The organism is Candidatus Brocadia sinica JPN1 (genome assembly GCF_000949635.1).
Lineage (GTDB): Bacteria > Planctomycetota > Brocadiia > Brocadiales > Brocadiaceae > Brocadia > Brocadia sinica.
This window is the reverse complement of record NZ_BAFN01000001.1, coordinates 3,088,792-3,115,554: the sequence shown is the minus strand read 5'-3', so window position 1 is coordinate 3,115,554 and position 26,763 is coordinate 3,088,792. Positions and strand designations below refer to the sequence as shown.

The 26,763-nt window shown below is 40.6% G+C and carries 28 protein-coding genes and 1 pseudogene; 11 read left to right on the top strand and 18 right to left on the bottom strand.

Annotation, left to right across the window (positions count from 1 at the left end):
- Positions 1-295: 295 nt before the first annotated feature.
- The 3 genes from BROSI_RS14130 to BROSI_RS14120 form a co-directional block, all read right to left on the bottom strand.
- On the bottom strand, positions 296-2,425 hold the full coding sequence (locus BROSI_RS14130) for a vWA domain-containing protein (protein WP_052564443.1): 2,130 nt from the start codon (positions 2,423-2,425) through the stop codon (positions 296-298).
- Between the two features lie 90 nt (positions 2,426-2,515).
- Entirely contained in the window at positions 2,516-3,373 is an 858-nt protein-coding gene (locus tag BROSI_RS14125) for a DUF58 domain-containing protein (protein ID WP_230400694.1), read from the bottom strand.
- A 120-nt stretch (positions 3,374-3,493) separates the two neighbouring features.
- Entirely contained in the window at positions 3,494-4,504 is a 1,011-nt protein-coding gene (locus BROSI_RS14120) for an AAA family ATPase (protein WP_052564441.1), read from the bottom strand.
- A gap of 605 nt (positions 4,505-5,109) precedes the next feature.
- On the opposite strand from BROSI_RS14120, the gene BROSI_RS14115 reads away from it, so the two are divergent.
- The 7 genes from BROSI_RS14115 (at position 5,110) to pgeF (ending at position 12,985) form a co-directional block, all read left to right on the top strand.
- A complete protein-coding gene (locus BROSI_RS14115; RefSeq protein WP_052564440.1) occupies positions 5,110-6,672 on the top strand; it encodes an ammonium transporter in 1,563 nt (520 codons plus the stop codon).
- Between the two features lie 65 nt (positions 6,673-6,737).
- Positions 6,738-7,076: a P-II family nitrogen regulator gene (locus BROSI_RS14110; RefSeq protein WP_052564439.1), complete on the top strand. Its 339-nt coding sequence runs from the start codon at positions 6,738-6,740 to the stop codon at positions 7,074-7,076.
- An 88-nt stretch (positions 7,077-7,164) separates the two neighbouring features.
- A complete protein-coding gene (locus tag BROSI_RS14105) occupies positions 7,165-8,529 on the top strand; it encodes an ammonium transporter (protein ID WP_052564438.1) in 1,365 nt (454 codons plus the stop codon).
- Between the two features lie 668 nt (positions 8,530-9,197).
- Positions 9,198-10,151 (top strand): hypothetical protein, encoded by a 954-nt coding sequence (locus BROSI_RS14095; protein ID WP_052564436.1) that lies wholly within the window; start codon positions 9,198-9,200, stop codon positions 10,149-10,151.
- Positions 10,152-10,301: 150 nt separating this feature from the next.
- Positions 10,302-11,642 (top strand): ammonium transporter, encoded by a 1,341-nt coding sequence (locus BROSI_RS14090; protein WP_052564435.1) that lies wholly within the window; start codon positions 10,302-10,304, stop codon positions 11,640-11,642.
- An 89-nt stretch (positions 11,643-11,731) separates the two neighbouring features.
- Complete coding sequence (locus tag BROSI_RS14085; RefSeq protein WP_052564434.1) at positions 11,732-12,070, top strand: P-II family nitrogen regulator; 339 nt, start codon at positions 11,732-11,734, stop codon at positions 12,068-12,070.
- A 51-nt stretch (positions 12,071-12,121) separates the two neighbouring features.
- Positions 12,122-12,985 (top strand): peptidoglycan editing factor PgeF, encoded by an 864-nt coding sequence (gene pgeF, locus BROSI_RS14080; RefSeq protein WP_052564433.1) that lies wholly within the window; start codon positions 12,122-12,124, stop codon positions 12,983-12,985.
- Positions 12,986-13,044: 59 nt separating this feature from the next.
- Here pgeF and mtnP read toward each other — a convergent pair whose 3' ends face one another.
- Complete coding sequence (gene mtnP / locus BROSI_RS14075) at positions 13,045-13,908, bottom strand: S-methyl-5'-thioadenosine phosphorylase (RefSeq protein WP_052564432.1); 864 nt, start codon at positions 13,906-13,908, stop codon at positions 13,045-13,047.
- A 356-nt stretch (positions 13,909-14,264) separates the two neighbouring features.
- On the opposite strand from mtnP, the gene polX reads away from it, so the two are divergent.
- A complete protein-coding gene (gene polX, locus BROSI_RS14070) occupies positions 14,265-15,983 on the top strand; it encodes a DNA polymerase/3'-5' exonuclease PolX (RefSeq protein ID WP_052564431.1) in 1,719 nt (572 codons plus the stop codon).
- Between the two features lie 239 nt (positions 15,984-16,222).
- On the opposite strand, the gene BROSI_RS14065 is transcribed toward polX, so the two are convergent.
- Both BROSI_RS14065 and BROSI_RS14055 read right to left on the bottom strand, forming a co-directional pair.
- On the bottom strand, positions 16,223-16,519 hold the full coding sequence (locus BROSI_RS14065; RefSeq protein WP_052564430.1) for a DUF5615 family PIN-like protein: 297 nt from the start codon (positions 16,517-16,519) through the stop codon (positions 16,223-16,225).
- Between the two features lie 511 nt (positions 16,520-17,030).
- Positions 17,031-17,333 carry an AbrB/MazE/SpoVT family DNA-binding domain-containing protein gene (locus tag BROSI_RS14055; RefSeq protein WP_052564428.1) on the bottom strand — a complete coding sequence of 101 codons (303 nt, stop codon included), beginning with the start codon at positions 17,331-17,333 and terminating at the stop codon, positions 17,031-17,033.
- A 596-nt stretch (positions 17,334-17,929) separates the two neighbouring features.
- On the opposite strand from BROSI_RS14055, the gene BROSI_RS14050 reads away from it, so the two are divergent.
- Together BROSI_RS14050 and BROSI_RS14045 are read left to right on the top strand one after the other, a co-directional pair.
- Positions 17,930-18,115 carry a hypothetical protein gene (locus BROSI_RS14050; RefSeq protein WP_052564427.1) on the top strand — a complete coding sequence of 62 codons (186 nt, stop codon included), beginning with the start codon at positions 17,930-17,932 and terminating at the stop codon, positions 18,113-18,115.
- Positions 18,102-18,365 (top strand): type II toxin-antitoxin system RelE family toxin, encoded by a 264-nt coding sequence (locus tag BROSI_RS14045; RefSeq protein WP_082059218.1) that lies wholly within the window; start codon positions 18,102-18,104, stop codon positions 18,363-18,365. The genes BROSI_RS14050 and BROSI_RS14045 overlap by 14 nt, the downstream gene beginning before the upstream one ends.
- A 220-nt stretch (positions 18,366-18,585) precedes the next feature.
- Here the strand turns inward: BROSI_RS14045 and BROSI_RS14040 are convergent, their stop codons facing one another.
- From BROSI_RS14040 to BROSI_RS14015, 8 genes and pseudogenes are all read right to left on the bottom strand, one after another.
- Positions 18,586-18,888: a HigA family addiction module antitoxin gene (locus BROSI_RS14040; RefSeq protein ID WP_052564426.1), complete on the bottom strand. Its 303-nt coding sequence runs from the start codon at positions 18,886-18,888 to the stop codon at positions 18,586-18,588.
- A gap of 13 nt (positions 18,889-18,901) precedes the next feature.
- Positions 18,902-19,033 (bottom strand): annotated as a pseudogene (locus tag BROSI_RS21455) (type II toxin-antitoxin system RelE/ParE family toxin); the annotation flags it as partial.
- Between the two features lie 577 nt (positions 19,034-19,610).
- Positions 19,611-19,895 carry a type II toxin-antitoxin system RelE/ParE family toxin gene (locus BROSI_RS14035; protein WP_052564425.1) on the bottom strand — a complete coding sequence of 95 codons (285 nt, stop codon included), beginning with the start codon at positions 19,893-19,895 and terminating at the stop codon, positions 19,611-19,613.
- Positions 19,889-20,068, bottom strand: coding sequence for a hypothetical protein (locus BROSI_RS14030; protein WP_052564424.1), 180 nt, complete (start codon positions 20,066-20,068; stop codon positions 19,889-19,891). The genes BROSI_RS14035 and BROSI_RS14030 overlap by 7 nt, the downstream gene beginning before the upstream one ends.
- Before the next feature lie 443 nt (positions 20,069-20,511).
- Positions 20,512-20,703, bottom strand: coding sequence for a type II toxin-antitoxin system HicA family toxin (locus BROSI_RS21450; RefSeq protein ID WP_420886085.1), 192 nt, complete (start codon positions 20,701-20,703; stop codon positions 20,512-20,514).
- Between the two features lie 29 nt (positions 20,704-20,732).
- Positions 20,733-20,966: a type II toxin-antitoxin system HicB family antitoxin gene (locus BROSI_RS14025; protein ID WP_200891754.1), complete on the bottom strand. Its 234-nt coding sequence runs from the start codon at positions 20,964-20,966 to the stop codon at positions 20,733-20,735.
- Between the two features lie 204 nt (positions 20,967-21,170).
- Positions 21,171-21,761: a hypothetical protein gene (locus BROSI_RS14020; protein ID WP_157842547.1), complete on the bottom strand. Its 591-nt coding sequence runs from the start codon at positions 21,759-21,761 to the stop codon at positions 21,171-21,173.
- A gap of 249 nt (positions 21,762-22,010) precedes the next feature.
- Positions 22,011-23,336, bottom strand: coding sequence for a hypothetical protein (locus BROSI_RS14015; RefSeq protein WP_052564421.1), 1,326 nt, complete (start codon positions 23,334-23,336; stop codon positions 22,011-22,013).
- A gap of 60 nt (positions 23,337-23,396) precedes the next feature.
- Between BROSI_RS14015 and BROSI_RS19215 the strand changes: the two genes are divergently transcribed.
- A protein-coding gene (locus BROSI_RS19215) for an IS3 family transposase (protein WP_420886059.1) occupies positions 23,397-24,549 on the top strand; the annotation gives its coding sequence in 2 pieces (ribosomal slippage) (positions 23,397-23,665 and positions 23,664-24,549; 1,155 coding nt in all).
- A 156-nt stretch (positions 24,550-24,705) separates the two neighbouring features.
- On the opposite strand, the gene BROSI_RS19975 is transcribed toward BROSI_RS19215, so the two are convergent.
- From BROSI_RS19975 to BROSI_RS13985, 4 genes are all read right to left on the bottom strand, one after another.
- Positions 24,706-24,870 carry a hypothetical protein gene (locus BROSI_RS19975; RefSeq protein ID WP_157842546.1) on the bottom strand — a complete coding sequence of 55 codons (165 nt, stop codon included), beginning with the start codon at positions 24,868-24,870 and terminating at the stop codon, positions 24,706-24,708.
- Positions 24,867-25,418 carry a hypothetical protein gene (locus tag BROSI_RS14000; RefSeq protein WP_052564420.1) on the bottom strand — a complete coding sequence of 184 codons (552 nt, stop codon included), beginning with the start codon at positions 25,416-25,418 and terminating at the stop codon, positions 24,867-24,869. Before BROSI_RS14000 ends, BROSI_RS19975 begins: the two co-directional genes overlap by 4 nt.
- A 204-nt stretch (positions 25,419-25,622) precedes the next feature.
- The gene (locus BROSI_RS13990) at positions 25,623-26,375 is read right to left on the bottom strand and encodes a hypothetical protein (protein ID WP_052564418.1); all 753 of its coding nucleotides are present in this window, start codon (positions 26,373-26,375) and stop codon (positions 25,623-25,625) included.
- A 180-nt stretch (positions 26,376-26,555) separates the two neighbouring features.
- A complete protein-coding gene (locus tag BROSI_RS13985) occupies positions 26,556-26,762 on the bottom strand; it encodes a hypothetical protein (protein WP_052564417.1) in 207 nt (68 codons plus the stop codon).
- Between the last annotated feature and the right edge of the window lies 1 nt (position 26,763).

Sequence of the window (26,763 nt, the reverse complement as noted above, 5' to 3'; positions counted from 1 at the left end):
TCTTATCAAGACCTTGCTTTGCCTGTTTAAACACGCAGGATATTCAATAACTCTCTTGGGGTGTCTTGCTATCTTCTTCGCTTTTTAATTGTCGTTTTAGAGGTTGGCAATTTTTGATATCTCAGCGGAATGTATATATTATCAAGGCAATCAGCTTTCAAGTCAACATAAATCCAATTTAAATTGGATCCAAACTGAAAAATACATCAAGATTAGTAACAACAGGCAAGAATTAAATTTTGCGGGTCATCAACACGACGAAAAACGGCATAAGGAGATAATCTTTGTGGCTAAATTATTTTCTGGAAACAAATGATTCGATGAAGAGGATGCATAGGGTGAGAAAGAGGATGAGGCCCCAAAGGGTCTTTTTGGCTTCTCCGAGGAGTACGTCGTGTGCTTCGCCGATATGTGAGGTTGTTATGGTGAGGTTTGTACCACCCATAAAGGCCGTAATTTCTTTTTGATCTATTTTGTCCAAGTTAGATTCGGTAGTATCTATATTCACAGGAAAATACGCGGGGAATTGCGGATGCGGCTTCCCATCCACGGTAACAGCATAAACCCCTGGCATATTTGTCTCGTTGTATGAAAAGGATTTTTCGTTATTCACGATGCCTGGTTGCAGGACGGTTTTTGCCCCTTCAGGATTGGTTATTTCTATAGCGTTCATATCTCCGGGACAGGGGGATTGCCAATCGTGTCTGACCAGGATTTCATTTTGTACCTCTTCGAAGACATTTCCCGATACAAATCTGCACAGTTGCTGTATGAGCGGAAGGAAAAATGGTCTTACGGGTAAATCCGTCCAATCCCGATCTATCGACGACGTAAAAAGCGCCGCCTTTCCCCGCTCGACCTGCCGTTCAATAAGAGCCGGGGTATTGTCGGAAAAGGAAAGTACTGTTTTACAAGTTCCTTGCGGTGTTGGGTCAACATAAAATATCCGGTAAAACTTTGCCGAAGACAATGTATTCATTTGGGTTTCGGGAAGGATGCGTATAATAGGGTGTATGGGTTCTGCAGCCTTCAGGCTAAGTGGCTGTTCTTCCGATAGCGGGCTGCTACTGGAAAAAGTTCTTGTAGTGTAGAGTCGATGGGGCAGAAGGGCGCTAAATGAATTATTATAATAATCGGCATCTACCTTATTGCCAAGGGTAAAAACAACCGATCCGCCTTCTTTTACAAACTTTTCAAGCTCGCGGATTTTGTCAGATGGTAGGGTTTCAACATTACACAAAAAGATAATATTAAAATTGGCAAAGGTAATGTTATTGACTTCGTGTATTGAACATATTACTGGTTTGATGGGAGATACGTGCTCACGTCCCGGGTTTAATGCCTTCTCAAGATAGAAGGTTTCACTTTCGTAGATATTTGTTTTGGGATCGCCATCAATCAACAATGTATCCAGTTTGTGTGTTGTATTTATCGTGAAATATCGTTTGTTGTCCACGCTTAAATTGTCCGCGGCAATTTCAATCCAACCCTGATGAACCTTCCCTTTTTCTACGGTAAAGAAAAATTCCTTCGTGTCTGATGCACTGGCTTCGATATTAAAAAAGCCCTGCGTTACTTTTTCCCCGCCAACGAACACTTGTGCTAAAAGATCTTTGGCCTGTGCAGGTGAAAAATTAGATACGGTTGCTTTGATACGGCCTTCTGAAATTCTTTCTAACATGGTTAGTTTGGGTTCAACTTGAGTAATGGCTATGTTTTTGAGTTTTCTGCCTTCTGATATATCCACGATATGAATCCTGGATACATGTCTTTTCAATTTTTCTTGTCCACCCTTGAACCAGGCAGGGTCCCAGCCATTTCGTGTCATATCAGTAAGCAGAAATATCCGTTTCACTGATGTCCTGGCAGTTGCTAAAATTTCAACTGCCGCATCCAATGCAGGTGCAATCTGGGTGACTGTATAACTGGGTTGTGATTGCTCTAGGAAGTCTAAAAGGTGTTTTTTATCGTAATCGAGTTCAGGCAGGACCTGCGATGCTATGCCGGAGCAGGTAATTACAGCGGCATCATCGTCTTTTGTCAGGGTATCAACGATCTTCTTTGCGGCAGTTTTGGCAGATGCAAAAAACGGTTCGTGACGGTCTGAATACTGCATACTGTACGAGTCGTCTATGATAATAACGTTGCTTGTAGGGATGTTTTTTTCCGCGACCCCGCCGAAGTTTCTTATAAGTGGTCTTGCAAGGGCCGTTGCAAGGAAGACGAGCAGGGAAGCCCGGAGGATTAAAAGGATTAACTGGCGAAGTTTGAATTTTACATAGATGCGTTTTTTTGTTTCCAGGAGAAAGTCAATGGCTGCAAACTTATGCGAGACGGCCTTTTTCTTGTTTATGAGATGGATAATGATGGGGATGCTTGCACCCAGTATGCCCAACAATAAAAGGGGATTAAGAAAGGAGAGCATGTTTATAAAAATTAAAAATCAAAGATAAAAAATACCTATCAAAATGCAACGCTTATTGCTTACCTTCCATAGCACGTAAACTGTTTCGTATCAGCCCTTGTGAGTTGGGCGCAAAGAGGTTTCTCTTCTTGCCAGAAACTTGATAAGCGCCTGATCTAGCGGAGTCGAAGAATCGATAAGCCAGTAATCGATTTGATTTTCAAAGCAGGATTGCCTGAATTGTTCAATAAAGTGGTTAATCTCAGAAAGATATTGGTCTTTCATGGATTTAGGGTCTGCCAAAATGCGCCTCTCATCTTCCATTGATTCAAAAAAGGTAATCGTTTCAAAAGGGAACGTTAGCTCATATGGATCAAGTATATGAAACAAGATAACCTCATTTTTTTTGAACAGGAAATATTTCAACTGATGGATTATTTTTTTTGTGTCATCAAAAAAATCAGATATGATAATGATTAAAGAACGGCGGCCAATCTTTTCGACAAATTCGTTTAATATGGCACTGGTGTCTGATCTCCCCGCAGTCTTTAATTCCGTGAGGGCATTCAGCAAGACATGCAAGTGTGTGAGGCGTGACCTCGGGGGTATGTATTGCAGCGCCTTGTCGCTAAAGCTGATCAGCCCAACAAGGTCGGATTGCTTCAATAATAAATACGCCAGTGAAGCCGCAAGGGTAGCAGCATATTCAAACTTACTGATACCGGTTGATTTATATCCCATTGAGCCACTGCTGTCGATGAATATGTAACATTTGAGGTTCGTTTCTTCCTCAAACTGCTTGATGTAATATCTATCTGTCTTTGCCAGTACCTTCCAATCGATATGTTTTATCTCATTTCCCGGCGAGTATTCTTTATGCTCAAGGAATTCGATACTGGAACCTTTATAGGGGCTTTTGTGAATACCGGACAAAACTCCGTCTACCAGAAGTTTTGCACGTAATTCCATGTTGGTTATCTTTGAGAGTGTTACAGGGTCGAAGGGGTTTTCTGGCATAGAGTTAATTTGTCTTAGATAAGTAATGAATTAAGGGGACTACATCTGTTTGTCTCTTTAAATTCGTATATATTATAGGTGTTCTTTTATGGTGTCGAGTAATTGCTCAATGATGTGCAAGGATGTTTTTCCTTCCGCCTCTGCATTGAAATTCGTGATGATGCGGTGTTGCAGTATAGGTTTGGCAATTGCCCGAACGTCATTGCAAGTGGCTGCATATCTGCCGTCGAGTAATGCACGTGCCTTGCCCCCAAGGATGAGATATTGAGAAGCGCGGGGTCCCGCCCCCCAACTAATCCATTTTTTAACAAAGTCGGGTGCATTTGGGTCAGTTGGCCTCGAAGCACGAACTAATCTTATGGCATATTCAAGCACATAATCGGCTACAGGTACCCTTGTTACGAGGTCCTGAAGGCTCGTTATTTCTTCGGGACTGAAGATTTTGGCAACTGTTGGTTTAAAAGGGGATGTTGTAGTTCGTACAATTTCTATTTCCTCTTCTTTGGAGGGATACTTGACGTCGATTTGGAACATGAATCGGTCCAGTTGTGCCTCTGGTAAGGGATATGTGCCCTCCTGCTCGATGGGATTTTGCGTTGCGAATACAATAAAAGGAAGATTGAGGGCATATGTGGTTCCACTAGCGGTAACCTTGTATTCTTGCATTGATTGAAGCAACGCTGCTTGTGTTTTCGGAGGTGTACGGTTGATTTCATCGGCAAGGAGAATATTGGAGAAGATCGGGCCTTTGATAAATTTAAAAAACCTTTTTCCCGTGGCATGGTCTTGTTCTAAGATGTCAGTGCCGGTAATGTCTGCGGGCATAAGATCGGGAGTAAATTGGATGCGGTTAAATTTTAGGTTTAAGACATCTGCAAGCGTGCTTACCAGCAATGTCTTGGCAAGTCCCGGCACCCCCACAAAGAGACAGTGCCCTTTGCAAAAGAGGGCGATGAGGAGATAATCGATTACCTCTTCCTGCCCTACGATGACCTTTGCAATCTCTTTTTTTATCTTATGGCGTCCATCGACTATCTTTTCGATGGCCTGGCGGTCTATTTTTTCAATTTCAGCGGTGGTCATAATAATAATAAATAAGAAGTGCGCCGGTGCCGAAGCTGCTCAGATAAGCCCAAAACTGAGCCGGTTACTACCAAGGCTTTTCCCCAACACCAGCGCTTTTTCATTTGTACCAAAAATTAAGCTATTTGTGAATGAAAATTTAAAAAACTTTTTTAATTAAGGGGGTTATAATTCATTGTGGCTGGAATAAGCCAGTGGGATATTTTTGGTTTGTAATTTGAGATCACTCTATAACTCCAATTTTACAAAGAGATTATGGAAAAGGATTGAGGAAAGAGGTTAAGAATGGTGAACAATGCCAATATCTTCAATAAGTAATGCTCATGACGATAATGTCGTGGTGAAAATAAATTGTATCTCTTCATTAATAAAGAATATATAAAGTGCAAAATGTGTTGTAAAATACCTTGTAGATATTCTTAAGGCATCATGGGAACAATAATTGCTCCTATTAGATTAGTTTAGTAAATACCCTATGTTTTTAATATCATTTTGTGCAAAAGGTTACAGAGGGAGGTGGGCTAATATAAAATAAAAAAATTATTTAATTTGTTGTAATTAATTTGGATAAAAGGTAGTATTTTGCGAGGAGAGGGGCGAAATTTATGAAATTTGTTACCAATAATAGAATAATGATAAGTATGTGGTTGTTAGTTATAACTTTGGGAATATTTACGTTCGGATTAGGGATTATTGAGGCAAACGACCCAAATGGTTCAGCAACTTATACAGATAGTATTGACGGATTGAAATATGCCGTTAATTTTACCTGGACATTGGTGGGGGCTTTTTTGGTCTTCAGCATGCAATCGGGATTTGCCTTTTTAGGTGGATTTTTAAGGCAAAAGAACATGCTGGGATATATGGCACATTGTTTTATCGATTCCACGTTCGGTGCGGTAGTTTTCTACATTTTCGGATTTGCCCTGATGTTTGGGGGTTCTAAGCTGGTGCCTGGACTAGAGTATGGTAATTCTTTTATCGGATGGGATGGGTTTTTCCTTAGCGGGAGATCATATGATGTCCAAACCATTATGTTCTGGCTCTTCCAGATGGTGTTTGCCACAAAGACTGTTTCGATTATTGCAGGAGCCGTGGCTGAAAGGATGAAATTTGTACCGTACATCATATATAGTTTCATGATGTGTGGCTTAATTTATCCAATATATGGACATTGGGTGTGGGGTGGTGGATGGTTAAGCGCGCTTCCAATTGGCGCAGGAGTAAAAGACTTTGCAGGATGCGCCTGTGTCCATACAATTGGTGGAATTATGGCATTTGTGGGGGCATGGATATTGGGACCTAGAAAAGGAAAGTACAATCCGGACGGAACGCCGAATGCTATTCCAGGTCATAATCTTGTCTATGTGGTGATAGGGACTTTGGTGCTTGCTTTTGGCTGGTTCGGCTTCAACGCCGGGAGTACGCTTGCTGCAACTGATTTGCGCATATCGGTAGTCGCAACGAATACCTTTATAGCGGCCGCAACAGGCGCTAGCATAATGCTCTTTGTACAATGGGCACTAACGGGTTATATTGATGTGCCTTTCATTTGCAACGGCGCGCTTGCTGGCTTGGTTGCCATTACCGCTCCATGTGCTTATGTTGCCCCCTGGTCAGCTGCTGTTATCGGACTTCTTTCCGGGTTGATTATGAGGGGTGCTTTATGGCTGGTTGAGGTTGTGTTTAAAGTCGACGACCCACTCGGCGCAGTAGCCGTCCATGCTGCAAACGGCATCTGGGGCATGCTGGCTATCGGTATTTTTGCTGATGGTACGTATCAGGGAGTAAATGGCTTAATAATGGGATCGGGATGGCAGCTGCTTGCTCAATTTATTGGAACAATCGTTGCCATAGCATGGGCATTTGCATGGGGCGCAGCAATATTCTTCGCGTTAAAATATACCATGGGTTTAAGGGTTTCAGAACTTACGGAACATGAAGGTGTTGATATACATATTCACGGTTCTCCCTGTTATCCTGTTGAAGAAGAGTTCCTTACGCCTCTGACAGGTGAAGCCGCAATTGATTTGGAGCAGGAACGAGAACAGCAATCTCTGCTCGAAGAAGCTTTAAGTAAGGATAGAGAAAGAGAGAAGATTTATTCAGAAAAACTTGGCCGATGGGTGTATGCAAGGATAAAGACGGAAAAAAACAAGACAAAATGAGGAAATAGACTGCATTTGTGATTTTAATGTAATCAGATAGTATTTGAATGGATGGAGGTTTTTTCATGAAAAAGATCGAGGCTATAATTAGACCGGAGAAATTTAACATCGTCAGGGATGCTTTGACTGAGTTGGGATATCCGGGGATGACTGTTACCGAGGTAAAAGGACATGGTAGCCAAAAAGGTATCAGTGAGGTATGGCGTGGAAGAAGATACCGGGTTGATCTCCTGTCAAAGATCAAAATTGAGATTACCGTTAAGGATACCGACGTGGATAAAATTGTTAATACGATCATTAATGAATCCCAGACAGGAAGCATTGGGGATGGAAAGATATTCGTTTTCAACGTAGAAAACGTATATCGCATCCGCACTAAAGAGTCTGGCGAGGCGGCAATCTAAGCGCCGTGTCATAAAGTCCGGCGTTGTGTTGCTGATATTGTCCCGCTTTTAGCGGGACAATATCAGCAGTTTTCATGGAAGCAGAAAATTGAAGAGATATACTTTTCTATTCGTCCTACTGTGTGGCCTGCTGGTTTTCCACGTCATCGATGTATTTGCCGGGGACCCGAGTGGCGCCAATACCTATTCCGAAAGTATCCAGGGATTGAAATTTTCGGTGAACTTTGCATGGACATTGCTGAGTGCTTTTTTGGTTTTTAATATGCAGGCGGGGTTTACGTTCCTTGGCGCCGGTTTTATTCAAAAGAAGAATACGCTCAATTATCTGGCCATGAGCTTTATAGATTTTTGTGTCGGTGCATTTGTTTTTTGGCTCTTTGGCTTTGGCCTTATGTTCGGTGGTTCACGGTTGGCGCCGGGACTCTTGGGCGGGAATCAATTCATCGGTTACAGCGGATTCCTCTTGCTTGGGGATTCCTACGATGTATCCACATCGGTACTTTGGATGTTCCAGATTATGTTTGCCGCAACTGCCTGTACAATCGTCACGGGCGCTGTGGCAGAGAGATTAAAGTTTCATGTACATGTAATTCACAGTATCTTTTTGTGTGGCATATTTTATCCTGTATTTGGACACTGGATGTGGGGTAAGGGTTGGCTGGAGTTGTTACCATTTGGTGTGGGCGCCAGAGATTTTGCAGGTTCAGGGATCGTACATGGAATTGGCGGTTTGATTGCATTTGTCGCTGCGTGGATGGTGGGGCCGAGGTACGGAAAATATAATCCGGACGGCAGTCCTAATGTGATTCACGGCCACAACCTGCTCTATATCGTAATAGGGACTCTTACCTTGATCTTTGGATGGTTTGGTTTTAATGCGGGAAGTACGCTTGCGGTTACTGAGCTTCGCGTATCGATTATTGCGGTAAATACTTTTCTCTCGGCAGCGGCGGGATCTATAACCCTCCTTTATCTTTCATTTTGCATGACAAAAAAGTCGGATGTTATTATGACCTGTAATGGTGCGTTGGCAGGTTGTGTTGCAATTACGGCATCCGGGGCATATGTTCCACACTGGGCTGCAATTATCATAGGCGTTGTTGCCAGTTTAATCACAAGGATTTCTTTGTATACTATTGAAACCAGGCTGAAGATAGATGACCCGGTGGGCGCCATTTCGGTTCATGGGGCAAATGGTCTTTGGGGTTTGCTTTCAGTGGGTATCTTTTCCGACGGGACGTATGGTGGCGTAAAAGGTCTGATTACGGGTTCTGGCTGGCAATTATTAGCACAGTTTATAGCCTGTGTTACATTGATAGCCTGGTGTTTTTCTGTAGGTTTTTTGTTTTTCTTTGTTATGAAGCGCCTCCTGGGGCTGAGGGTACCTGTCAATATCGAACGTTCTGGAATAGATATTTATGAACATGGTACAAGTTGTTATCCTGGAATTTGATTTGGGGACTATTGAGATACTGCAGAACTATGAATTGAATTGTTCAATTGCCCCAAAAATTCAAAAACCCTTTCTAAAAAAGAACTTGTTTGTTTTCTCTTTGATTTTAGTGATGACAAATAAGTTTTTTGCTCTCTCCTGGCACCTTTCCCTATTTTTAATTCTTTTTTTACTGTATTACTCAGACACTGATTTCGTTTCAAACTCAAAATCCCTTTCTCGGGAAAAAAGCCTTTTCTGGGAAAAATTTTGTCATTCCTTAGGTCTTTCCTGTAATTACAGGTCATAAAAAGACAAAAATCTGTTGTGTCGCCGGGTTGCGATGTTGTTGGTTTAAATCGGCCACCGGGACAAGCTTAGCAAATGTCATGCAAATTTATATTTTAAAATTTAAAATAAGTTCTAATATATTTATTAGTAAACTATTAAAATATTTTTTTGTATATAAATTATAATTTGGTATGCTTAGTGCTAATTACCTCTCGTTGAGATATGCAATTTATCTCCTGTCAGACTGAAAGAGCATAACGATGTTGTATGCCCTATGTTGGTGCAGTGGTGTACAAAGATAAATTAGTACCTGTTTGTCGTTGATTTATGGTAGGCTTCCTCGTTCATTCCATGATTTTTTGTGGTACGCTTACAGAGATAAGGCTTATAGTTTAATTATGCATAATCATAAACTGTATTTTTATCTTGTGGTAATTGTGGCGCCGTTGCTCATTCCTGGGTTGTTGCCTTTTCCCGTATTTTCTCAAAATTACGTAGTTAACGGGATTTCAGAAAAAAATAATCAGGAGATTGCCGTTAAGGACAGTATCGTACGGAAAGAATCGTTAATTATCAAAGATAAACGAGTTTATATCCGGTTAGTGCTTGATGAAGGCGCCAGAAATATTGCCAATCATAAGAGATACAAAGAAAGATTGTATGTACTGCCAAAGGAAGTAGTTTATGACGAGATAAGCAGACGTATTTTTTATTACAGGGATAATACCGAGATTGAAATAGGAAGGGAGAAAAGCTTTTTTGGTCTTATGCCTTATATCGCTTTGGCCGAGGGCATAACGATCATAAGTTCTCCCACAGATGCAAAGTTGTTGATTTCGGCAAATAAAGATGATAAGGGAATTTTAAAATCAGTAATACATTCCGAAGAAAACATGGAAGCAACCCTGAGCAAGAAGTGCGGTCAATGCCATATTTTGGAATATATATTTTCTCATAAAAATTGGGTTGAGGAGGATATATTGCATGTATTTAACAGGATGCAGATGGAGAAGGAAGAAAGATTTACACAGGACGAACAGGAGATAATTGATTTATTTAAAAAATACCAAAAAGGCGAAATTGATAAAGGAAAACTTGCCGAATTTGAGTCGCTCAAAGAGATTTCGAAGAAAGATGTTGCCGACTTTACTGAAGGTGTATATATGAATAACTGTGTACCCTGTCACAACCCGTTAAAGATATCGGACGTATCGTTATTATACTCAAAACGGAGATGTAAGAGCGTCGTTGACCGAATGAAGGAAAAAGAGCCTTCTCTCTTTCTGCAAAAAGACATGGATAGTCTGGCTGGTTACCTGTGGGAAATAAAGCTTAGACCGTGCGAAAACTAAGTTTTTTAGAGGAAGGGGGTGGTAGGATGAAATAATTCAGCTTTATGAAGTGGTTGTTTCATCCGGTGGAAAACCGTTTGTTTCATGGTGTCACTTTGTATGCGGTTTTGTGGTGAGGAGTTTATTTATAACTTTAAGAAGGAGAGGTTTATGAGAAAAGGGGCCTTTTTAGGCATTTCATCGATTTTTGCATTGTCGATGATAATGCTATTTGCATCAAATGCGTTGGCAGCTGATGTACCGGAAATCGATAAGGGTAATAATGCATGGATGCTCACATCGGCGGCATTGGTTTTGATTATGACGCCCGGCCTTGCCTTGTTTTACGGGGGGATGGTAAGGGCGAAAAATATGGTAAATACGATGTGGTTGAGCTTTATTGTCATGTGCATCGTAAGTGTGCAATGGGTACTTTGGGGATATAGTCTGTCTTTCGCTCCGGGGTCGTGGTTTATTGGCGGTCTCCAATGGTGTGGGTTGGGGGCAGGCGCTGTTGGGCAGGCGCCAAGTGACCTCTATGCAACAACAATACCTCATTTAACTTTCATGATATTTCAATGTATGTTTGCTATTATTACCCCTGCACTGATGACGGGTACCTTTGCTGAACGGTTTAAATTTAATGGCTGGCTATTATTAGTCCTTTTATGGACGGGAGCAGTTTATGCACCTATGGCGCATTGGGTCTGGGCAGCTGATGGCTGGCTATTAAAGCTTGGTTCATTGGATTTTGCAGGTGGAACCGTGGTTCACATTTGTTCTGGCGCCTCAGGTGCCGCCCTGATGATGCTTGTGGGGAAACGGAAAGGGTTCCCGAAAGAAATAAAACCTCCCCATAATTTGCCGTTTATGATGTTGGGTACTGGTTTGCTGTGGTTTGGCTGGTTCGGCTTTAATGCCGGAAGCGCAGTTGCTGCCGATGGCCTTGCTGCAAGCGCGTTTGTAGTCACCAATACTTCAGCGGCAGCCGCGGGATTTACCTGGTCTGTGCTGGAATGGATACATCATAAGAAACCAACGATCCTTGGCGCTTGTTCTGGCGCCGTAGCGGGTCTGGTTGCCATTACACCGGCCTCTGGTTTTGTTGGCCCTATGGCATCAATTGCAATAGGTGTTGGTGGAGGGCTGATTTGCTTCTATTGTGTAACAAAGATGAAAAAGGCTTTGGGATATGATGATGCCCTTGACGTAATTGGGGTGCATGCTATGGGCGGAACCTGGGGTGCATTTGCTACCGGGATCTTTTGTAGCACATCCGTAAACCCTCTCGGGGTTGATGGTCTAATTTACGGCAACGTTGCTATCATCGGAAAACAGTGGATTGGTATCCTGGCCGCATGGGCATGGTCTTTTGGTATAACAACGCTATTAGGCTGGTTTGTAAATGCAACCGTTGGTTTGAGGCCAAGCGAATCGGAAGAAATTGCTGGTATGGATATTTCTCAACACAAAGAAATTGCTTACCACTATTACGAAACCGAAAGCACGTAATTATTTATTGTCCTGTTATACTTAGAACAAAATGACCCGACTTGTTGCAGCAGAAATTAGGGCATTAAAATTATGAAGGAGGTTTGTACATGAAAAAAATTGAGGCAATAATAAGACCAGAGCGACTATCCATTGTCAAGGACGCGTTGGAAGAATTAGGCTATCCTGGTATGACCGTCACCGATGTAAAAGGACATGGCGCCCAGCGAGGAATAACCGAGCAATGGCGTGGAAGGACATTCAGGGTTGATTTGTTGTCGAAGGTGAAGATTGAGATGGTTGTTTCTGATGATGAAGTAGAAAAAATTGTTCAGTGTATTACAAAGGAATCCCAGACAGGGAGCATCGGCGACGGGAAGATTTTCATCTCTCCAGTCGAGGATGTGCTCCGTATCCGTACAGGCGAAAGAGGTGAAAAGGCCGTCTAGTATTTTGTTGATTACATCATACTATTCGTGTAAAAGAGGGCGTTGAGTTTTATGAACTCAACGCCCTTGTTTTTTATCATAATAGTGTTTCAATACATGATCGCAAAAAGTATAAACTCATTACCGCTATGGTTTTTTCAGCATCTGCTAAAATACGGAGAAATCTGCCATTTTGTATCCACGAAAAATGGTGGCCTTAGTAATCCACCGTATGATTCACTCAATTTGGGATTTCATGTTGGTGATAATCCGGAACTAGTGCTCAAGAACCGCAAGAGGCTCGCCTCAGCCCTTGAAATTCCCCTGAGTAATTTTACCATCGCACAGCAAGTCCATGGCTGTAATGTAAAAATCGTACCCAAGGAGTTAATAGGCAGTGGCGCATTTCATTATGACACAGCAATAAGCGCCACTGACGCTATGGTGACTGGCACTTCCAATATCTGCCTTGTGGTTCTCCAGGCCGATTGCGTTCCTATTTTATTCTTTGACGCGAAGAAAAAGGTAATTGGAGTTGCCCATGCAGGATGGAGGGGAACGGTTCGCATGGTAGCATACAACACGGTGAAGATATTGCGGGAAAAATTCAATTGTTCGCCTCAAGATATTCTTGTGGGAATTGGCCCTTCCATCGGTCCGTGTTGTTATGAGATCGGCCATGAAACTATCGTTCAAATTGAGGAGGCCTTTCATAATGAGAAAGGCTATATTAATAACAGAACTCCTGATGGTAAGGGTTATTTCGATTTATGGGAGGCAAACAAGACTCAACTGATGCAAATGGGTATCCCCAGGGGGAATATAGAAGTTGCACAGATGTGTACTCATTGTAATCATACACTATTTTTTTCATACCGCCACCAGAACACGGAAACGGGGAGATTTGGGGCGGGAATCATGCTCAAAAGTTTATAGTAATGTGATGTTCTCCCCTTCAAAAATTTTTAGCAAGCTTTTCTCTAATGCAATAGAGACTATCTGAGATATCTACCAAAGATAATTTCGAGTTTCTTCCTGGTATTTTCTGGAATAAGGTCTTTGTGGGTTACAATGGCATTTTGTACTGCCGTTGCACAGGAACACGTCCTTTTTTTGTCAATTTTTGGAATGGCCTCCTTAAGAATCCGTTTTGCAGTTTCGGCGTTTTTATTTAAATTTCCAATGATCATTTCCAGTGTTACTGCCTCCTCGCTTACATGCCAGCAGTCATAATCCGTAGCCATGGCCAGGGTGCTATAACAGATCTCTGCCTCTCGCGACAGCTTTGCCTCCTGAAGATTCGTCATACCAATAACACTGACTCCCCACTGCCGGTATACGTTCGATTCTGCACGGGTAGAGAATAAGGGACCTTCCATGCAAAGATAGGTACCGCCCTTGTGTACACGGACACCTATTGATTTAGCGGCATTGAACAATGTATCAGCAAGCACCCCGCATACCGGATCAGCAAAACTTACGTGACCCACAATCCCCTCACCAAAGAACGTGCTGATCCTGCCTCGTGTCCTGTCAAAAAACTGGTCTGGAATAACGATATCGAGGGGCTGGATTTCCTCCTTCATACTTCCCACGGCGCTAACGGCAATGATGTGTTCCACGCCCAGTTTTTTCATCCCGTAAATATTGGCCCTGAAGTTAAGTTCTGATGGTAAGATCGTATGTCCCTTACCGTGCCGCGGCAGAAAAGCCACTTGGCAACCTTCCAGGGAACCTATGGTAAAACTATCGGAAGGCTTGCCAAAGGGTGTATCGATCGATACAGATTTTACACCCTCAATTCCTTCAATATTATAAAGACCGCTGCCTCCAATAATACCAATCACCTGTTCACCCATTTCGTATCATCTCCTTTTTGCGAAAATCCTTTTTTGCTACAAAGATACAATGGCACAAAGAGTTCATAGCTTCGTGTTTTTTGCCCCTTAGTGGCCGAAATTATTAATCAAATTTTTTAAAACGTTTAGATTATGCGAAAGTGTCGTGTGCATGTCAATAAATAAAATTTGATGTGTTTTACGGTTGTTGGTATAATCCTCTGGTGTAATCAGATATTCTCAGGGACGTTCGGTGATCAGCCCTCACCTGTCAGGAACAGGTGTCAGGCTGAATGCGGCTGTTCATGGTCTGGACGCTTAAAAAAATCCATTGAATTCTTTTGTCTGGTAGTGAAAAGATCAGGAGTATTCCTTAAGTGAAAAATCACGAGATTGCGGCATTATTTGAACGGATTGCCAATGTGTTGGAGCTTAAAGGGGAGAATACTTTCCGCATAAATTCTTACCGGAAGGCCGCTCGGGTAATTGGTGATTTAACCGGGGATATAGAGGATCTCGCAAGGGCAGAAAAATTGACAGATATCCCCGGTATAGGAGAGGGTACGGCCGAAAAGATTGTTGAATATATAAACACAGGAAAGATGTCTAAATATGAGGAAGTAATGAAGGGCGTTTCTGAAGAAACGGTTGCCCTCATGCAGATACCTGGTTTGGGCCCAAAAACCGTGGCCATGTTAAACAGGGAATTAGGTATAGCCAGTTTGAACGACCTTGAGAAAGCCTTACAAGAGGATAAATTACAAGGGTTATTTGGGATCGGTGATAAGAAAATTGAAAACATAGTTAAGGGAATTGAGTTGTTCAAGACGAGTCAGCAGCGTATATCCATTGGAATGGCGTATCCTGTTGTGAAAAGGATTATAGAAGGGTTGAGGCATAATCCCCAGATCAGGGACATCCAGGCGGCGGGCTCGTTGCGAAGGATGAAGGAAACAATTGGAGACATCGATATCCTCGTTTCTGGTACAGAAGGTACGGAAATTATCAAATCTTTTGTGAATATGCGGGGGGTAACGCAGATATTGGCGGCAGGTGATACCAAGGGAAGCGTGCGTGTAGAGGAGGGTGTGCAGGTAGATTTACGGGTTGTTCGTGAAGATGAGTTTGGTGCGGCGTTGCAGTACTTTACCGGTTCAAAGGAGCACAATATCCACCTCCGTGAGATCGCCAAGAAGAAGGGATTAAAGATCAGTGAGTATGGCATTTTCAAGGGAGACAAAAAAATCGGCGGGCAGTTAGAAGACGATATCTACAAGATTTTAGGTATGGATTGGATACCGCCCGAGTTGCGTGAAAACAGGGGGGAGATTGAGGCTGCCCAGGCGGGAAAATTGCCAAAACTCATCGAGATTTCCGATATAAAGGGAGATCTCCATAATCACTCTAATTGGAGTGACGGTATTCCTACTTTCGAAGAGATGGCAAGGCATGCTATGAAGATGGGCTATAAATATCTTGTGGTCTCTGATCACTCAAAGTCGCTTCATGTGGCGAATGGTCTGAAAGATGATGAACTGCTTGAAGAGATTGAGGAGATCGATAAACTCAATAAAAAATTTAAAGGTTTTACCTTGCTTAAGGCAACAGAGGTGGACATCAAGGCCGATGGGTCATTGGACTTTCCAGACAAAATATTAGAAAAACTTGACCTTGTTGTAGCCTCCATCCATAGCGGGTTTAAACAGGGAAAAGAAAAAATCACCGAGCGAATGATTGCAGCAATTCGCAATCCGTATGTGAATATCATTGCCCATCCCACAGGACGCCTGATCAGTAAGCGTGAGGGATATGAAGTAGATCTGGATAAGGTCATAGAGGCCTGCGCAGAGACGGGTACAGCCCTTGAGATTAATTGTTTTTATGACCGCCTCGACCTGAACGACATCAATTGCAGAAAGGCCAAGGAGACAGGAGCCATGATTTCAATTAGTACGGATGCCCACCATCTGGATCAGATGTGGATGATTGAATTGGGCGTGGGAATAGCGCGCAGGGGATGGCTGGAGGCAAAGAACGTAATTAATACATTTCCCCCCGATAAATTAAAAGCCTTTTGTAAAAAGAAGAGAACGTAGAGCATGAGAGGAGGATACCCTTTCGTCAAATTTTGTGAAATCATACTCAGGCACTACTTTTAACAGAAAACAAGGACTTTAGGGAATGGATTTTTGTTCACAAAGAAGAAACAACAGGCGTTATATTTTACGATACACATGTGATAAAATTAAAGAAATCTCTAATTCTTTTGATTGTCTCCCGTATCTTTTTTGGGATAACCACTTGCCCCCGATCACTTACTGATGTCTTCATTGTCTTACCTCAATATTATATATGATTCATTAGCCTCCTTCTGCTTCCGGCTGATGAATCCTGATTCGACCAACCTCAACAACCCAAAGCTTCTTCTCAACGGGATTTGAGTGAGTGCCTGCAGAAATTGCCGTACCAGTTGTTCCAGTAAAGCAAAACTTGGATTCCGGTGAATACGAATGACAACTATTCCACTTGATGAACCTGGAGGAAAGCGGGTTACATCCGCAAAATCCAAATCCAGCGTTACCAGACAACGTTTTTCCTTACAGCATACTTCATAGAGATTTGATCCAAACATCCTTTAAAGACAAGAGGATATTTTGAACATCTTCCGGCACCCTACCCAATTCAGCAATTAGAATTTCACTGAGCGGCATTATGCGATTACCTCTTAATCTGCCAAGCTGGTATGACAAGTCCATAACACTCTTTTTCATTTCATCAAAATTCTTATTCGTTTCTTTGTAAAGTGCTTCCGTATGATGGGGAGCCGATTTTAAAACGGCGTAAGGATGCAGGTATAATCGTTTGGAACGTGCTTGCCCATTTTGTACCCCTGTCAAATTAAAATCAGATATGGTGACATCTTAATTGCCTGACTAATTGTTACGGGAAAAAAATTAAATCACTAATCAAGGATGACCTACCCCTCTCAGATACTATGTCCTCTCTTTTAATCATTTTCATTTAATCCCTATTTCCACTCCAACTAATCTCGATTGAACCTTTGGAGATAACTGCTTTACTCTGTGCTTAATTCAGAGTTCCTCATAAAAAATCTTCAGCGATATTCATATAATACCGGTCTCTTATGATGTTAATGGTATGACTTTAATAATATTTCCGACGCTCTTAAATTCAGGATCATCGGTTATAACAGGCAGATTCATATCTTTTGCAAGTTTCTTGTCCTTAAGATGGGCGGACACAATCCCTTCTCCTATTCCGGCATAATCCTGCCACTTATTGGCTTTAAATCTCCTGATTGGCTTTAAAACAATGGTCTCTCCGACAACCTCAACCTCCAACTCATCACCTTTGCCGATATGGATAGTTTCCCGTATCTTTTTTGGAATAACTACTTGCCCCCGATCACTTACTAATGTCTTCATTGTCTTACCTCAATATCTATATATGATTTATTAGCTATGTCTTATTTGATGTTATACATCTTATAATTAATTGTCAAACAGAAACTCATTAAACTTTTCCATCGTATAGTACCAAATCCATTTCCTCGGAAATTTTCAAGAATTCCCTATCAGTAGTAACAAACGGCTTCTTTTCAGTAACGGAATGTTAATACCTTCCGTTTTGGTTGTACTTAAATTATGAGTAGGGTGGACTTCGTCGTGAGGCTCAATCGAACAATTAAGGCGTTGGTTTTTACGCCGAATCCACCAATAATATTTCCAGTCTGCCTGTGCGTAAACGCACGCAACCAGGGAAAGGTGGATTCGTTATCGCTTAATCCAAGCTACAGCAAACAGGACGCCTTCTGAAGAACCTTTCATTACGATTGGAATATGAAGATCCCTTATATCTTGCCCCTTTCATTGACCATGACTCCTGCATGGCCCAAAAATCTCTATTCTCAGGCATCCTGGTAACTATGAATTATACTTGCTTGACAGCGGTAAAAGGCCTTGATATATTCAGTTCATTGATTTTTCCCTATTTGATTTAAAGCGCTTTACGAAAGGAGTGAATGATGGACACTCAATTTATAGTAGATGAATCAGGTAACAAGACAGCTGTTATTTTACCGCTTGAGGATTATGAAGAGCTGTTAGAAGATATTCACGATCTAACAGTCATAGCAGAGCGCAAAAACGAACCAGCTATTAGTCTTGAAGAACTTAAAAAAAGGTTAAAAGCCGATGGGCTCTTATAAAATTGAGCCAAGAGGTTCGTTAGAACACGATCTGAGAAAAATTGACAGACAATTCATTCCAAAGATTCTTGATGCTATTGGAGGACTTGCTGATAACCCTTTTCCAGTTCAATCCAGAAAAATGAAAGGCTCGGAGACAAGCTATCGTTTGCGAATTGGAGATTATCGTGTAATTTATCAGGTTGACACTGAAAATAAGGCCGTAGTTATTTATCATGTTCGACTTAGAAAGGATGTCTATAAATGGTAATCCGATTTCTTGATTGTTACACCAACCTGTACCCCATAAAAGATAGATTAATAAACCACGATTTAGTATTCATGAGAACATAGGCATAAACTTCAACCTCAAACCTGTCCGACATTTTTCCCAAAATTTTCAGAAACGAAATGCGGCCATCATGATCACTGAAAATATTTCTTCTCTCATCTTCCCGTGATAAAGACTTCGGAATGCTGGTTTTTCAGCTTTATCCAACCTTCGTATATCTCTGTACTTCCTGCTCCAATCGTTCGCCAAGCTTCTCAGCAGTAACATCTAAATCGTACTGTGCTTGCAAACCAAGCCAGAACTCCGCAGATGTTCCAAAAAACCTTGCGAGTCTGAGGGCAGTATCAGCAGTTACTCCACGCTTGCCAAGGACAATTTCATTAATCCTCCGCGCTGGCACACCAATATTAAGCGCGAGGCTGTTCTGACTTATATCCATTGGCTTGAGGAATTCTTCCAAAAGGACTTCGCCGGGATGTACAGGATGTAACTTTTTCTTCATGACACACCTCTCTCTAATGATAGTCCGCTATTTCTACTTCATAGGCATCCACGTCCCGCCATATGAAACAGATGCGCCACTGATCATTGATTCTGATACTAAATTGACCTTTGCGGTTGCCTTTCAGTATTTCCAGTCTGTTCCCTGTGTTAAAAAGGCAAGGCAATGGCGATAGTGGTCAACATTTTTAAAAACTTCATCCGCGGGTTCAAGTTTTCAACTTGAACCCATGCTTTATACTGCTTACTTTGCTATCGATTGTATACAGCGCTATTCTCCATATAAATTCATGGGTTCAGGTTATAAACCTGAACCCGCCGAAGTTTTTGCAGTGATTCTTTATTCACTCTCCCTTCGTCAAGAAAGGTCTTTAAGGTCGTCCATAGATGTGGAGCCGATTTTAAAACGGCGGTAAGGACGGCAGCATTAAGGGTTGCTTCTCCCGATTGGCGGGCAATATCGGACCAACCGATAAATACCCTTAATTTAAGCTGTGTCTTTCGGGATTAAATTTATATTTGATAATTTCCATCAGTGGGTTAATGTTGCCTGCTTGTGTGCAGTTACGCACAGACATGCAAACTTGAGCCTGCTGTAATTAAGCAAAGAATCGCGCTGATAAATTAAGCGAAGCATTGATTTTTTTATGTTGATAGAGGAGGCAGTGGTGACGATTATCAAAAATCAGTTAAAGCACTCAAGGCAATTATGAATAAAAAGATTTAACTTGCCGATGAAAAATCCTGCTTGCAATGAATTAGTGTGAGAATTTCAATTTTATCGGATGATACTTCGTAGATAAGACGATATGAGTAGACAATCACTTCCCGAATATTCGCTTCGCCAATTTCGGGAACAACTCTTCCAATTTTGGGAAATTTATGTAACAGTTCAGATTTTTCTACAATGCCTTGCGAAACCTTTTCTGCATAATATTTCGAGTCTCTTGCTATGTAATCATATATCTCCTTCAAATCCTGTTTTGCAGGAATAGACCAGACTACCATGATTTCATTTCTTTTTTCAATTCTTCAACTGAAATGATTTTACCGTCTTTTATCGCTTCTTGCCCTTTTCTAATTTTATCTAAAACATAAAGATGATACATAATATCGTCCATATTAGCTGAATCAGGCAGCCTGGAAATTACTTCCAGCGCTTCTTTCTTTATCGTTATCATAATTTTAACTCCGTAATTATTTCAATCTTTTTGCTTTACTGTACGCATTTGTTTATGTTTACTTAATTGTAAAATATTTGTCAATGGAAAATTACTGATAAACATGGCATAGAGAAGTTCACAGGGTCACATCGCTTGTGGCTGTCGTTGAATTCCCGGACAACCTGTTAAATATTATTAAATAAAAGTATGATTATTTAACTTTTAAGATGCGGCCCTACTCTACCCCCGGCGCATGTGCTCCCTAAAAATTACCCACAAGAGCACCAAGAAGTGTATGGGTATAATCGTTTGGAACGTGCTTGCCCCTAAAACACTACAGCTTATTACAAAAAATGCTTATTGAGTTCACACAGCAAATTATCATTAGCAGGGGTATTTTGGGGAGTGTCAGTACAATATATTGATATTTGCTGAGCAAACTCAATAAGCATTTTGAATTATTATTTCAGAAGTTCGTGTATTTCTTCCCGACTTATACCTGCTTGTTTTAAAATTTCATGCAAGGTTCCTATAGGCAGGTCTTTTTTATGAAATGGGATAACAACCCTTCTTTTGTTTTCTGGGTGGTAGTAAATATGATGACTGCCTTTTGTCCTATCAAGAATAAACCCTTTTCTTTCAATGAGCTTAATGACCTGTTGAGGAGTAAGAGGGGGAAAGTTTAGGCATGAGATTTTATCGTTAAGGTATATTCTAAGGTATCCTCCTCGGTAGGTATTTCTTCACCATGTGTTTTCAAACTTTCTATATACAGCCCAATTGCTTCTTTTGCCATTTTGATTGCCTCATCAATAGTATCTCCATATGTAATACAGCCTGGCAAACTAGGAACAATTACTGTATAACCGCCCTCTGGTTCCTTCCTGAGTAAAATCCGACAATTAAGTAATTTCATAATTTATCTTCCGTTTTAAAGTCATTATTTATGTATTTCTCTGAATTTTCGGTGAATCATTGTAACATAATCAAGTCCCATCAGGGAAATTATATTTTAAAGCTAGCAGAATTGAAATGGAAAGTCAACAGACTGTCAGAAAATATAGACCTGTTTTCAAATTATTGAGTTTGCGTTGAGCGAAGCGAAACCCAACGATTCAAATTATTCCTGTTTTGATACAATTGCCACAGCATCATTGATAACGTCTTCCAGGGTTCCTGCCCTCCCCAGTTTTATCGTGACCTTGCCCTCTTCGCATTTCAGGTATTCTATCGTGAGATACTTCATAAATGGGCTGTTCAGTATCTTGTTGTCCTTGAGTGAAGGGATTTCGTTCAGATGGCAGGTGACCAATCTTGTGTCCTCTGCATTCTTTGAAGTTTTTATAAATGGAAATTTTATGGGGAGCGCAAGTAATGCCGGTTTCAGGTAAAAAGGTTTGAGGTCTAAGAGTTTGATGATTATCGCCTTCGTATCGTTACGAAAATCGCACGAATCATACGCACACGTAACCTCAATTTTCTTTGCAACCGGTATAAGGTTTTCTCCACTGTATACAAGACACCCATCATGTAATTCGACCGAATGGTTTTGTGTGAATTCGCTGATGCAGTCATTAATAAAACCTTCCGTTAGTGTGATTTCGCCTTCGGTAAGCTTTTTGATTTCCTGTCTTATCCAATCCTTCGCCTCATTCACACTGCGGCCTAATTTCTTTTTGGCAATATTTACGACTTTCTTAATCGTACTCATGGTAACCTTCCTTTCGAAAAGATTTATGAGGTGAAATTTACCCACCCCTGCACCCCTCCCGGGAGGGATTTTCCTCAACCGAAGTAGAGGACAGGTTTATTCCCCTCTTGAGAGGGGTTAGAGGGGTGTGTTTCAATTACGTAGTTTGGGTTGAATGGAGCGAAACTCAACGATTCAAATTATTCCCGCCCAACCTGCGAAACTCGTTACATCAAAAAGAAAGACCTGATCCGATCGCCCGTTCTCTGCTTAATATACATATCCTATCGTATTAACGTTAATCAACCCTCTTTTCAATAACGTAATGTCAATACCTTCCGTTTTGGATGTGCTTAAATTAAGTTTGTCCAGTTTAATAGTGTCTAATTCGATTGTATCAAGTTCGATCTTATCAATCTGAATTAAATCAAAGCCACATCTTTCAAGGATTTCCCGTGGGATAATGTAATCTTGTTTAACGATATTAAAGAAAGAAATACCAGATTCAATAAAGAATGATAAGAAAACGGATTTGCTCCCTTCAAAAATTAACACGGCACACGTGCTTCCTATAAAATTACCCACAAGAGCGCCGAGAAGTGGTATAGGTATAATCGTTTGGAACGTGCTTGCCCCTAAAACACCACAGCTTATTACAAAAACATCACGTATGCAGGTTTCTGCAAACTGTCCAGGGGACAATTTGCCTTCATATAATGCTATTGAGTTACGCATTGTATTTAAAGCAACAACAGTGGCAGCGGCAATTACTGTGGGAGCAACATTTTTAAAAGCCTCTCCTAAAAGACCCGCTTTACATGAAGCAGTTAATGCAGCAGAAATTCCACCTCTCAGGGCGCCTTCTGAAGAACCTTTCAAGGTTGAGAATCCGAGTTTTTGAAGTGATTCTTTATTTACTCTCCCTTCGTCAAGAAAGGTCTTTAAGGTTGTCCATAGATGTGGAGCCGATTTTAAAACGGCAGTAATGACGGCGGCATTAAGGGCTGCTTCTCCTGATTGGCGTGCAATATCTGACCAACTGATAAAATTCAGTGTATTTAGGCCATGTCTTTCAGGATCAAATTTATCCTTGATAATTTCTTTAGCAATAGCAAGTGCTTCCTTTTCAGAAAGGGGTGTACTATGCGCATTTTCCAGGCTTAGCCTATCCGTTGCTGCTTGATAGGTATGCAGATATTGATTTGCCATTTCAGGTCTTGTCTGGAGATTCTTTAAGTACAGTTGATATGCAGCTTCTTTGACAGCTTCTAATTGATCGGATGGGACAATCTTTATTAGTCCATCATATTTAGGATTGCTTATCGCTTTTACCGTAGCTTCTGGAGTTTTATAATATTTTACTTGTGCTTTTAGTTGTTCTTTTAAATATTCAATTGGACTATAGGCAGTAATATCGATCGGAGTTCTATCTCTTGGTACTACTGCATCAATTCCTTCTATGCCCTTTGTAACTGCATAAATATTGGTAGTTCCAGCATGCCACGGTTCGGCAATATCTCCTTTAATATAATGAATATTTTTGTCGGTATATAATGTACCCCAAAAACTGGACAGTATGTTAAGATAGAAAATCATGCCTGGCTAAAGGCAGGCATGGAAGAGAAAAAGGTTTGGAAAGGGGGTATAAAATAAGAGGTGGAGAGGAAGCAATATAATGGGGAATTTAAGGCGAGAGTAGCGATAGAAGCGATAAAGGGGGAGAAGACTGCAAACGAGCTAGCAGGGCAATATGGGGTACACCCAACGCAGATAGCACAGTGGAAGAAGCAGGTAATAGAAGAGATACCGAGGATATTTTCGCTGAAGAAGGTGCAAGATGCCAGAAAGGAGGATGAATTGCGTGCGTCGTTGTACCAGCAGATAGGGCAATTGAAGGTTGAACTGGATTGGCTGAAAAAAAAAGTTGGGATCAACGGTTGAGGAAAGGAAGAGGTTAATAGAGCCAGAAAATGAGGAGATAAGTGTAAGTCGGCAGTGTGAGTTACTGGGGATATCCCGTTCAGTCTTTTATTATAAGGCGATTGGTGAGAGTGCATATAATCTTCAATTGATGAACCTGATAGATGAGTATTATACGGGGTATCCGTTTTATGGGGTAAGGCGGTTGACGGCATGGTTAAGAAAGGAAGGGCATGAGGTAAACCCTAAGAGGGTAAAACGGTTAATGAGGAAGATGGGATTATATGCGATCTATCCGAAGCCTTGGCTAAGTAAAGGAGGTGAAGGACACAAGAAATACCCATATTTACTCAGAGGATTGAGTATAGAGTATCCAGATCACGTGTGGTGTGCGGATATAACGTACATACGGCTCAATCAGGGGTATGTATATCTCATGGCAATAATGGACTGGTATAGTCGGTATGTGCTGTCGTGGGAGACATCAATAACCCTGGATGTGGGATTTTGTCTGGAAGCATTAGACAGGGCAATAAGGAAGGGATGCCCTGAGATATTTAACACGGACCAGGGATCGCAGTTTACGAGCAATGCGTTTACTGGGAAATTAGAGGGAGCCGGGGTAAAGATCAGCATGGATGGAAGGGGACGAGTGTTTGATAACATTTTTATAGAGCGTTTGTGGAGGTCGATAAAATACGAGGAGGTGTATTTAAAAGACTATAAGACGGTAAGAGAGGCAGTGGATGGTTTAAGGAGGTATTTTGATTTTTATAACAACGAGAGATTACATCAGTCGCTTGAATACAGAGCGCCAGCAACGCTGTATTGTAGTAACAAAAAGGCACGGAAAGGAGAGATGGTAAATACTCTTGAACTGACCGGGTAAAAATGGCAAGAAAGCAAGAACGGAGAAATGCACAGCGGATGAGCAGAAAAACTCCATTCCGCTCCGCTCCATTCCGTTTTCCTGCTCATCAAATAATTAAAAGATACTTCGCATAAACAATACTAAAATTCTATCTTATTTTTATTAAATAATTGTCTAGACAATGGGGTACACCTTAGTATTTCCAATTTCAATTATTTTGTGAACTGTTTTTTCAATTTCTTCTTGAACCTCATTTACATAATTTTCGCCACCATAGCTTCCATAAGAACCGCCAAAAGATTCCATTGTCTTTTGAAACGAATCTTTGAAGTTATTCATGTCAAATCAACCTTTACAAATTCATCAAATCCGTCTTTTAAAAATGAGATGATTCCAAGTTTCATTTGTAATTCTTTTGTTAATTTTATTTTCTTTTTGTACTTTATTAAATAAGAAATCCAATAAATTGGATCGAACCATTTAAACCATAATTCGTACAACAATATGTCAATAATAGCATTTCCGCAAATCCAAGTTTTATCAAAAGAAGCTTTTCTTTCTTCTTTAATTAGGCTAAATTCCTTTTTCAAATTATCTAAATCCACATTAGTAGATTCAATATAAACTACAGTCTTTGAAGCGTCATATCCCCAAACAATGCCGTGTTTCTCATATTTCTTTTGAATTAAGGGAATGAAATCTTTTGACACATCATTTTTCCCCAAGAAGATGACACACTGAGTACCTCCGATTTGATATTCGTTATCGGTATATTGTTTAGGTGTAAACAATGATGCCTTTGCTATTTTTGTTTTCGATATTGCATGAACAAGTTCTCTTCCGAAACTTTTTAAATCTTTATCAGCGACTACAATAATGTTTTTCATAAAGTTATCCGAATTTTTTTTAAATTTTTATTTAAGAGCTTATTCGAAATATGCTTAACAACACGGATCATCATCCAAATTTCACCTCGCGACAGCGCTAACCCCTGATGCACCGAACCTGATAATAATCCATAAGTTTTTTCTACCCATGTAATTTCGTTATTATGTAAATTGCCATTGTTTTTATGAATTTTTAGTGCTTCATCACATTTTTTTTGCATTTATTAAATTTTGCATATTTAAGGATGCTTGAAAATCATTTCTAAAAAGAACTGCTTCTAAATGTGAACGAATAACGCCCGCAGCTACTATTGCACTACTTAGGATTCCCCGATTGATTATACCTTCAGGTCCTCGCATAAATCCTAATAATACTGTTTCTTGTAATTGTTCAAAGTCGAACGACCAATTATTTGTGGGAGGCTTTAAGATCTGAGCGTTGTTACAAAAAATGTTTTCCGACATCGAGTAAAAGCTTTCTAACTCATATTGAACCGATTTAATTACACGTATTACTTGTTCAAATTCAACGAATTGGTAAATACGATGTTTGCTTTTTAAATTTTTTTCATCATTACTGAATGGAATTATCTTAGCACTTGATATTCTTCTCATATGCTCTATAAGCATATTTTGTAAATCAAATGATAAGTAAAACAAGACCGCACATATCGGTCCACCTAAATGTCGTGGAGGTCTTGATAGCACATCTGGAGAAAAGGCTTGGTTTGAGAAATAACAATTGAAGAGTTTTTCGTCAGATGTTTTGTATTCTCCGTTTAATCCAGAAGCCCATTTACCAAATTTATTAGAACGGAGCAGCTTGATTAGATCGTTTTTAAGTTCATTGTTAAAAGTTGACAATTCATTACAAATTTGTTCTACGTGTTTAGAATCAATTGGTAAATAAGGGTCTTGATTTTCTAATTGTGAAATTATTGGCCATCCTTTGAGCATAAATTACCTCCCCAGTACTTTATAGAGAAGGGCTTTAATTTTGCTATTTAAATTTATTACACACCCAATCCTTGCGCTTGATTAAAGGCCCACACCCCACGACCTTGGCATAGCGGATTACCACCAAATATTATTTTTCAAATAAAGTATAGCACAGTATTAAACACAAAAACAAAATCCTCAAATAGAAGCATCATCATCCCTATTGCCCAAAAATGGCGCAAGAAAAATATATGCTATTACACCTCCTGCAATCATCCCTCCTGCTTTAATATAACTCAAAATAGAAGTTTTCTTCCTTTGATGTTCTGGACAATATTCAGAATTATTCGGACCAGGGGTAAAAAGCATTCCACATTCCTTACAATTTTTCTTTTCTTGAGACATA

Excerpts from the sequence above, each read along its gene's own strand:
- BROSI_RS14130 (WP_052564443.1), bottom strand. The coding sequence starts at position 2,425 with ATGCTCTCCTTTCTTAATCCCCTTTTATTGTTGGGCATACTGGGTGCA.
- BROSI_RS14125 (WP_230400694.1), bottom strand. The coding sequence starts at position 3,373 with ATGGAATTACGTGCAAAACTTCTGGTAGACGGAGTTTTGTCCGGTATT.
- BROSI_RS14120 (WP_052564441.1), bottom strand. The coding sequence starts at position 4,504 with ATGACCACCGCTGAAATTGAAAAAATAGACCGCCAGGCCATCGAAAAG.
- BROSI_RS14115 (WP_052564440.1), top strand. The coding sequence starts at position 5,110 with ATGAAATTTGTTACCAATAATAGAATAATGATAAGTATGTGGTTGTTA.
- BROSI_RS14110 (WP_052564439.1), top strand. The coding sequence starts at position 6,738 with ATGAAAAAGATCGAGGCTATAATTAGACCGGAGAAATTTAACATCGTC.
- BROSI_RS14095 (WP_052564436.1), top strand. The coding sequence starts at position 9,198 with ATGCATAATCATAAACTGTATTTTTATCTTGTGGTAATTGTGGCGCCG.
- BROSI_RS14090 (WP_052564435.1), top strand. The coding sequence starts at position 10,302 with ATGAGAAAAGGGGCCTTTTTAGGCATTTCATCGATTTTTGCATTGTCG.
- BROSI_RS14085 (WP_052564434.1), top strand. The coding sequence starts at position 11,732 with ATGAAAAAAATTGAGGCAATAATAAGACCAGAGCGACTATCCATTGTC.
- pgeF (WP_052564433.1), top strand. The coding sequence starts at position 12,122 with ATGAACTCAACGCCCTTGTTTTTTATCATAATAGTGTTTCAATACATG.
- mtnP (WP_052564432.1), bottom strand. The coding sequence starts at position 13,908 with ATGGGTGAACAGGTGATTGGTATTATTGGAGGCAGCGGTCTTTATAAT.
- BROSI_RS14065 (WP_052564430.1), bottom strand. The coding sequence starts at position 16,519 with ATGTTTGGATCAAATCTCTATGAAGTATGCTGTAAGGAAAAACGTTGT.
- BROSI_RS14055 (WP_052564428.1), bottom strand. The coding sequence starts at position 17,333 with ATGAAGACATTAGTAAGTGATCGGGGGCAAGTAGTTATTCCAAAAAAG.
- BROSI_RS14050 (WP_052564427.1), top strand. The coding sequence starts at position 17,930 with ATGATGGACACTCAATTTATAGTAGATGAATCAGGTAACAAGACAGCT.
- BROSI_RS14045 (WP_082059218.1), top strand. The coding sequence starts at position 18,102 with ATGGGCTCTTATAAAATTGAGCCAAGAGGTTCGTTAGAACACGATCTG.
- BROSI_RS14040 (WP_052564426.1), bottom strand. The coding sequence starts at position 18,888 with ATGAAGAAAAAGTTACATCCTGTACATCCCGGCGAAGTCCTTTTGGAA.
- BROSI_RS14035 (WP_052564425.1), bottom strand. The coding sequence starts at position 19,895 with ATGGTAGTCTGGTCTATTCCTGCAAAACAGGATTTGAAGGAGATATAT.
- BROSI_RS14030 (WP_052564424.1), bottom strand. The coding sequence starts at position 20,068 with ATGATAACGATAAAGAAAGAAGCGCTGGAAGTAATTTCCAGGCTGCCT.
- BROSI_RS14025 (WP_200891754.1), bottom strand. The coding sequence starts at position 20,966 with ATGAAATTACTTAATTGTCGGATTTTACTCAGGAAGGAACCAGAGGGC.
- BROSI_RS14020 (WP_157842547.1), bottom strand. The coding sequence starts at position 21,761 with ATGAGTACGATTAAGAAAGTCGTAAATATTGCCAAAAAGAAATTAGGC.
- BROSI_RS14015 (WP_052564421.1), bottom strand. The coding sequence starts at position 23,336 with ATGATTTTCTATCTTAACATACTGTCCAGTTTTTGGGGTACATTATAT.
- BROSI_RS19975 (WP_157842546.1), bottom strand. The coding sequence starts at position 24,870 with ATGAATAACTTCAAAGATTCGTTTCAAAAGACAATGGAATCTTTTGGC.
- BROSI_RS14000 (WP_052564420.1), bottom strand. The coding sequence starts at position 25,418 with ATGAAAAACATTATTGTAGTCGCTGATAAAGATTTAAAAAGTTTCGGA.
- BROSI_RS13990 (WP_052564418.1), bottom strand. The coding sequence starts at position 26,375 with ATGCTCAAAGGATGGCCAATAATTTCACAATTAGAAAATCAAGACCCT.
- BROSI_RS13985 (WP_052564417.1), bottom strand. The coding sequence starts at position 26,762 with ATGTCTCAAGAAAAGAAAAATTGTAAGGAATGTGGAATGCTTTTTACC.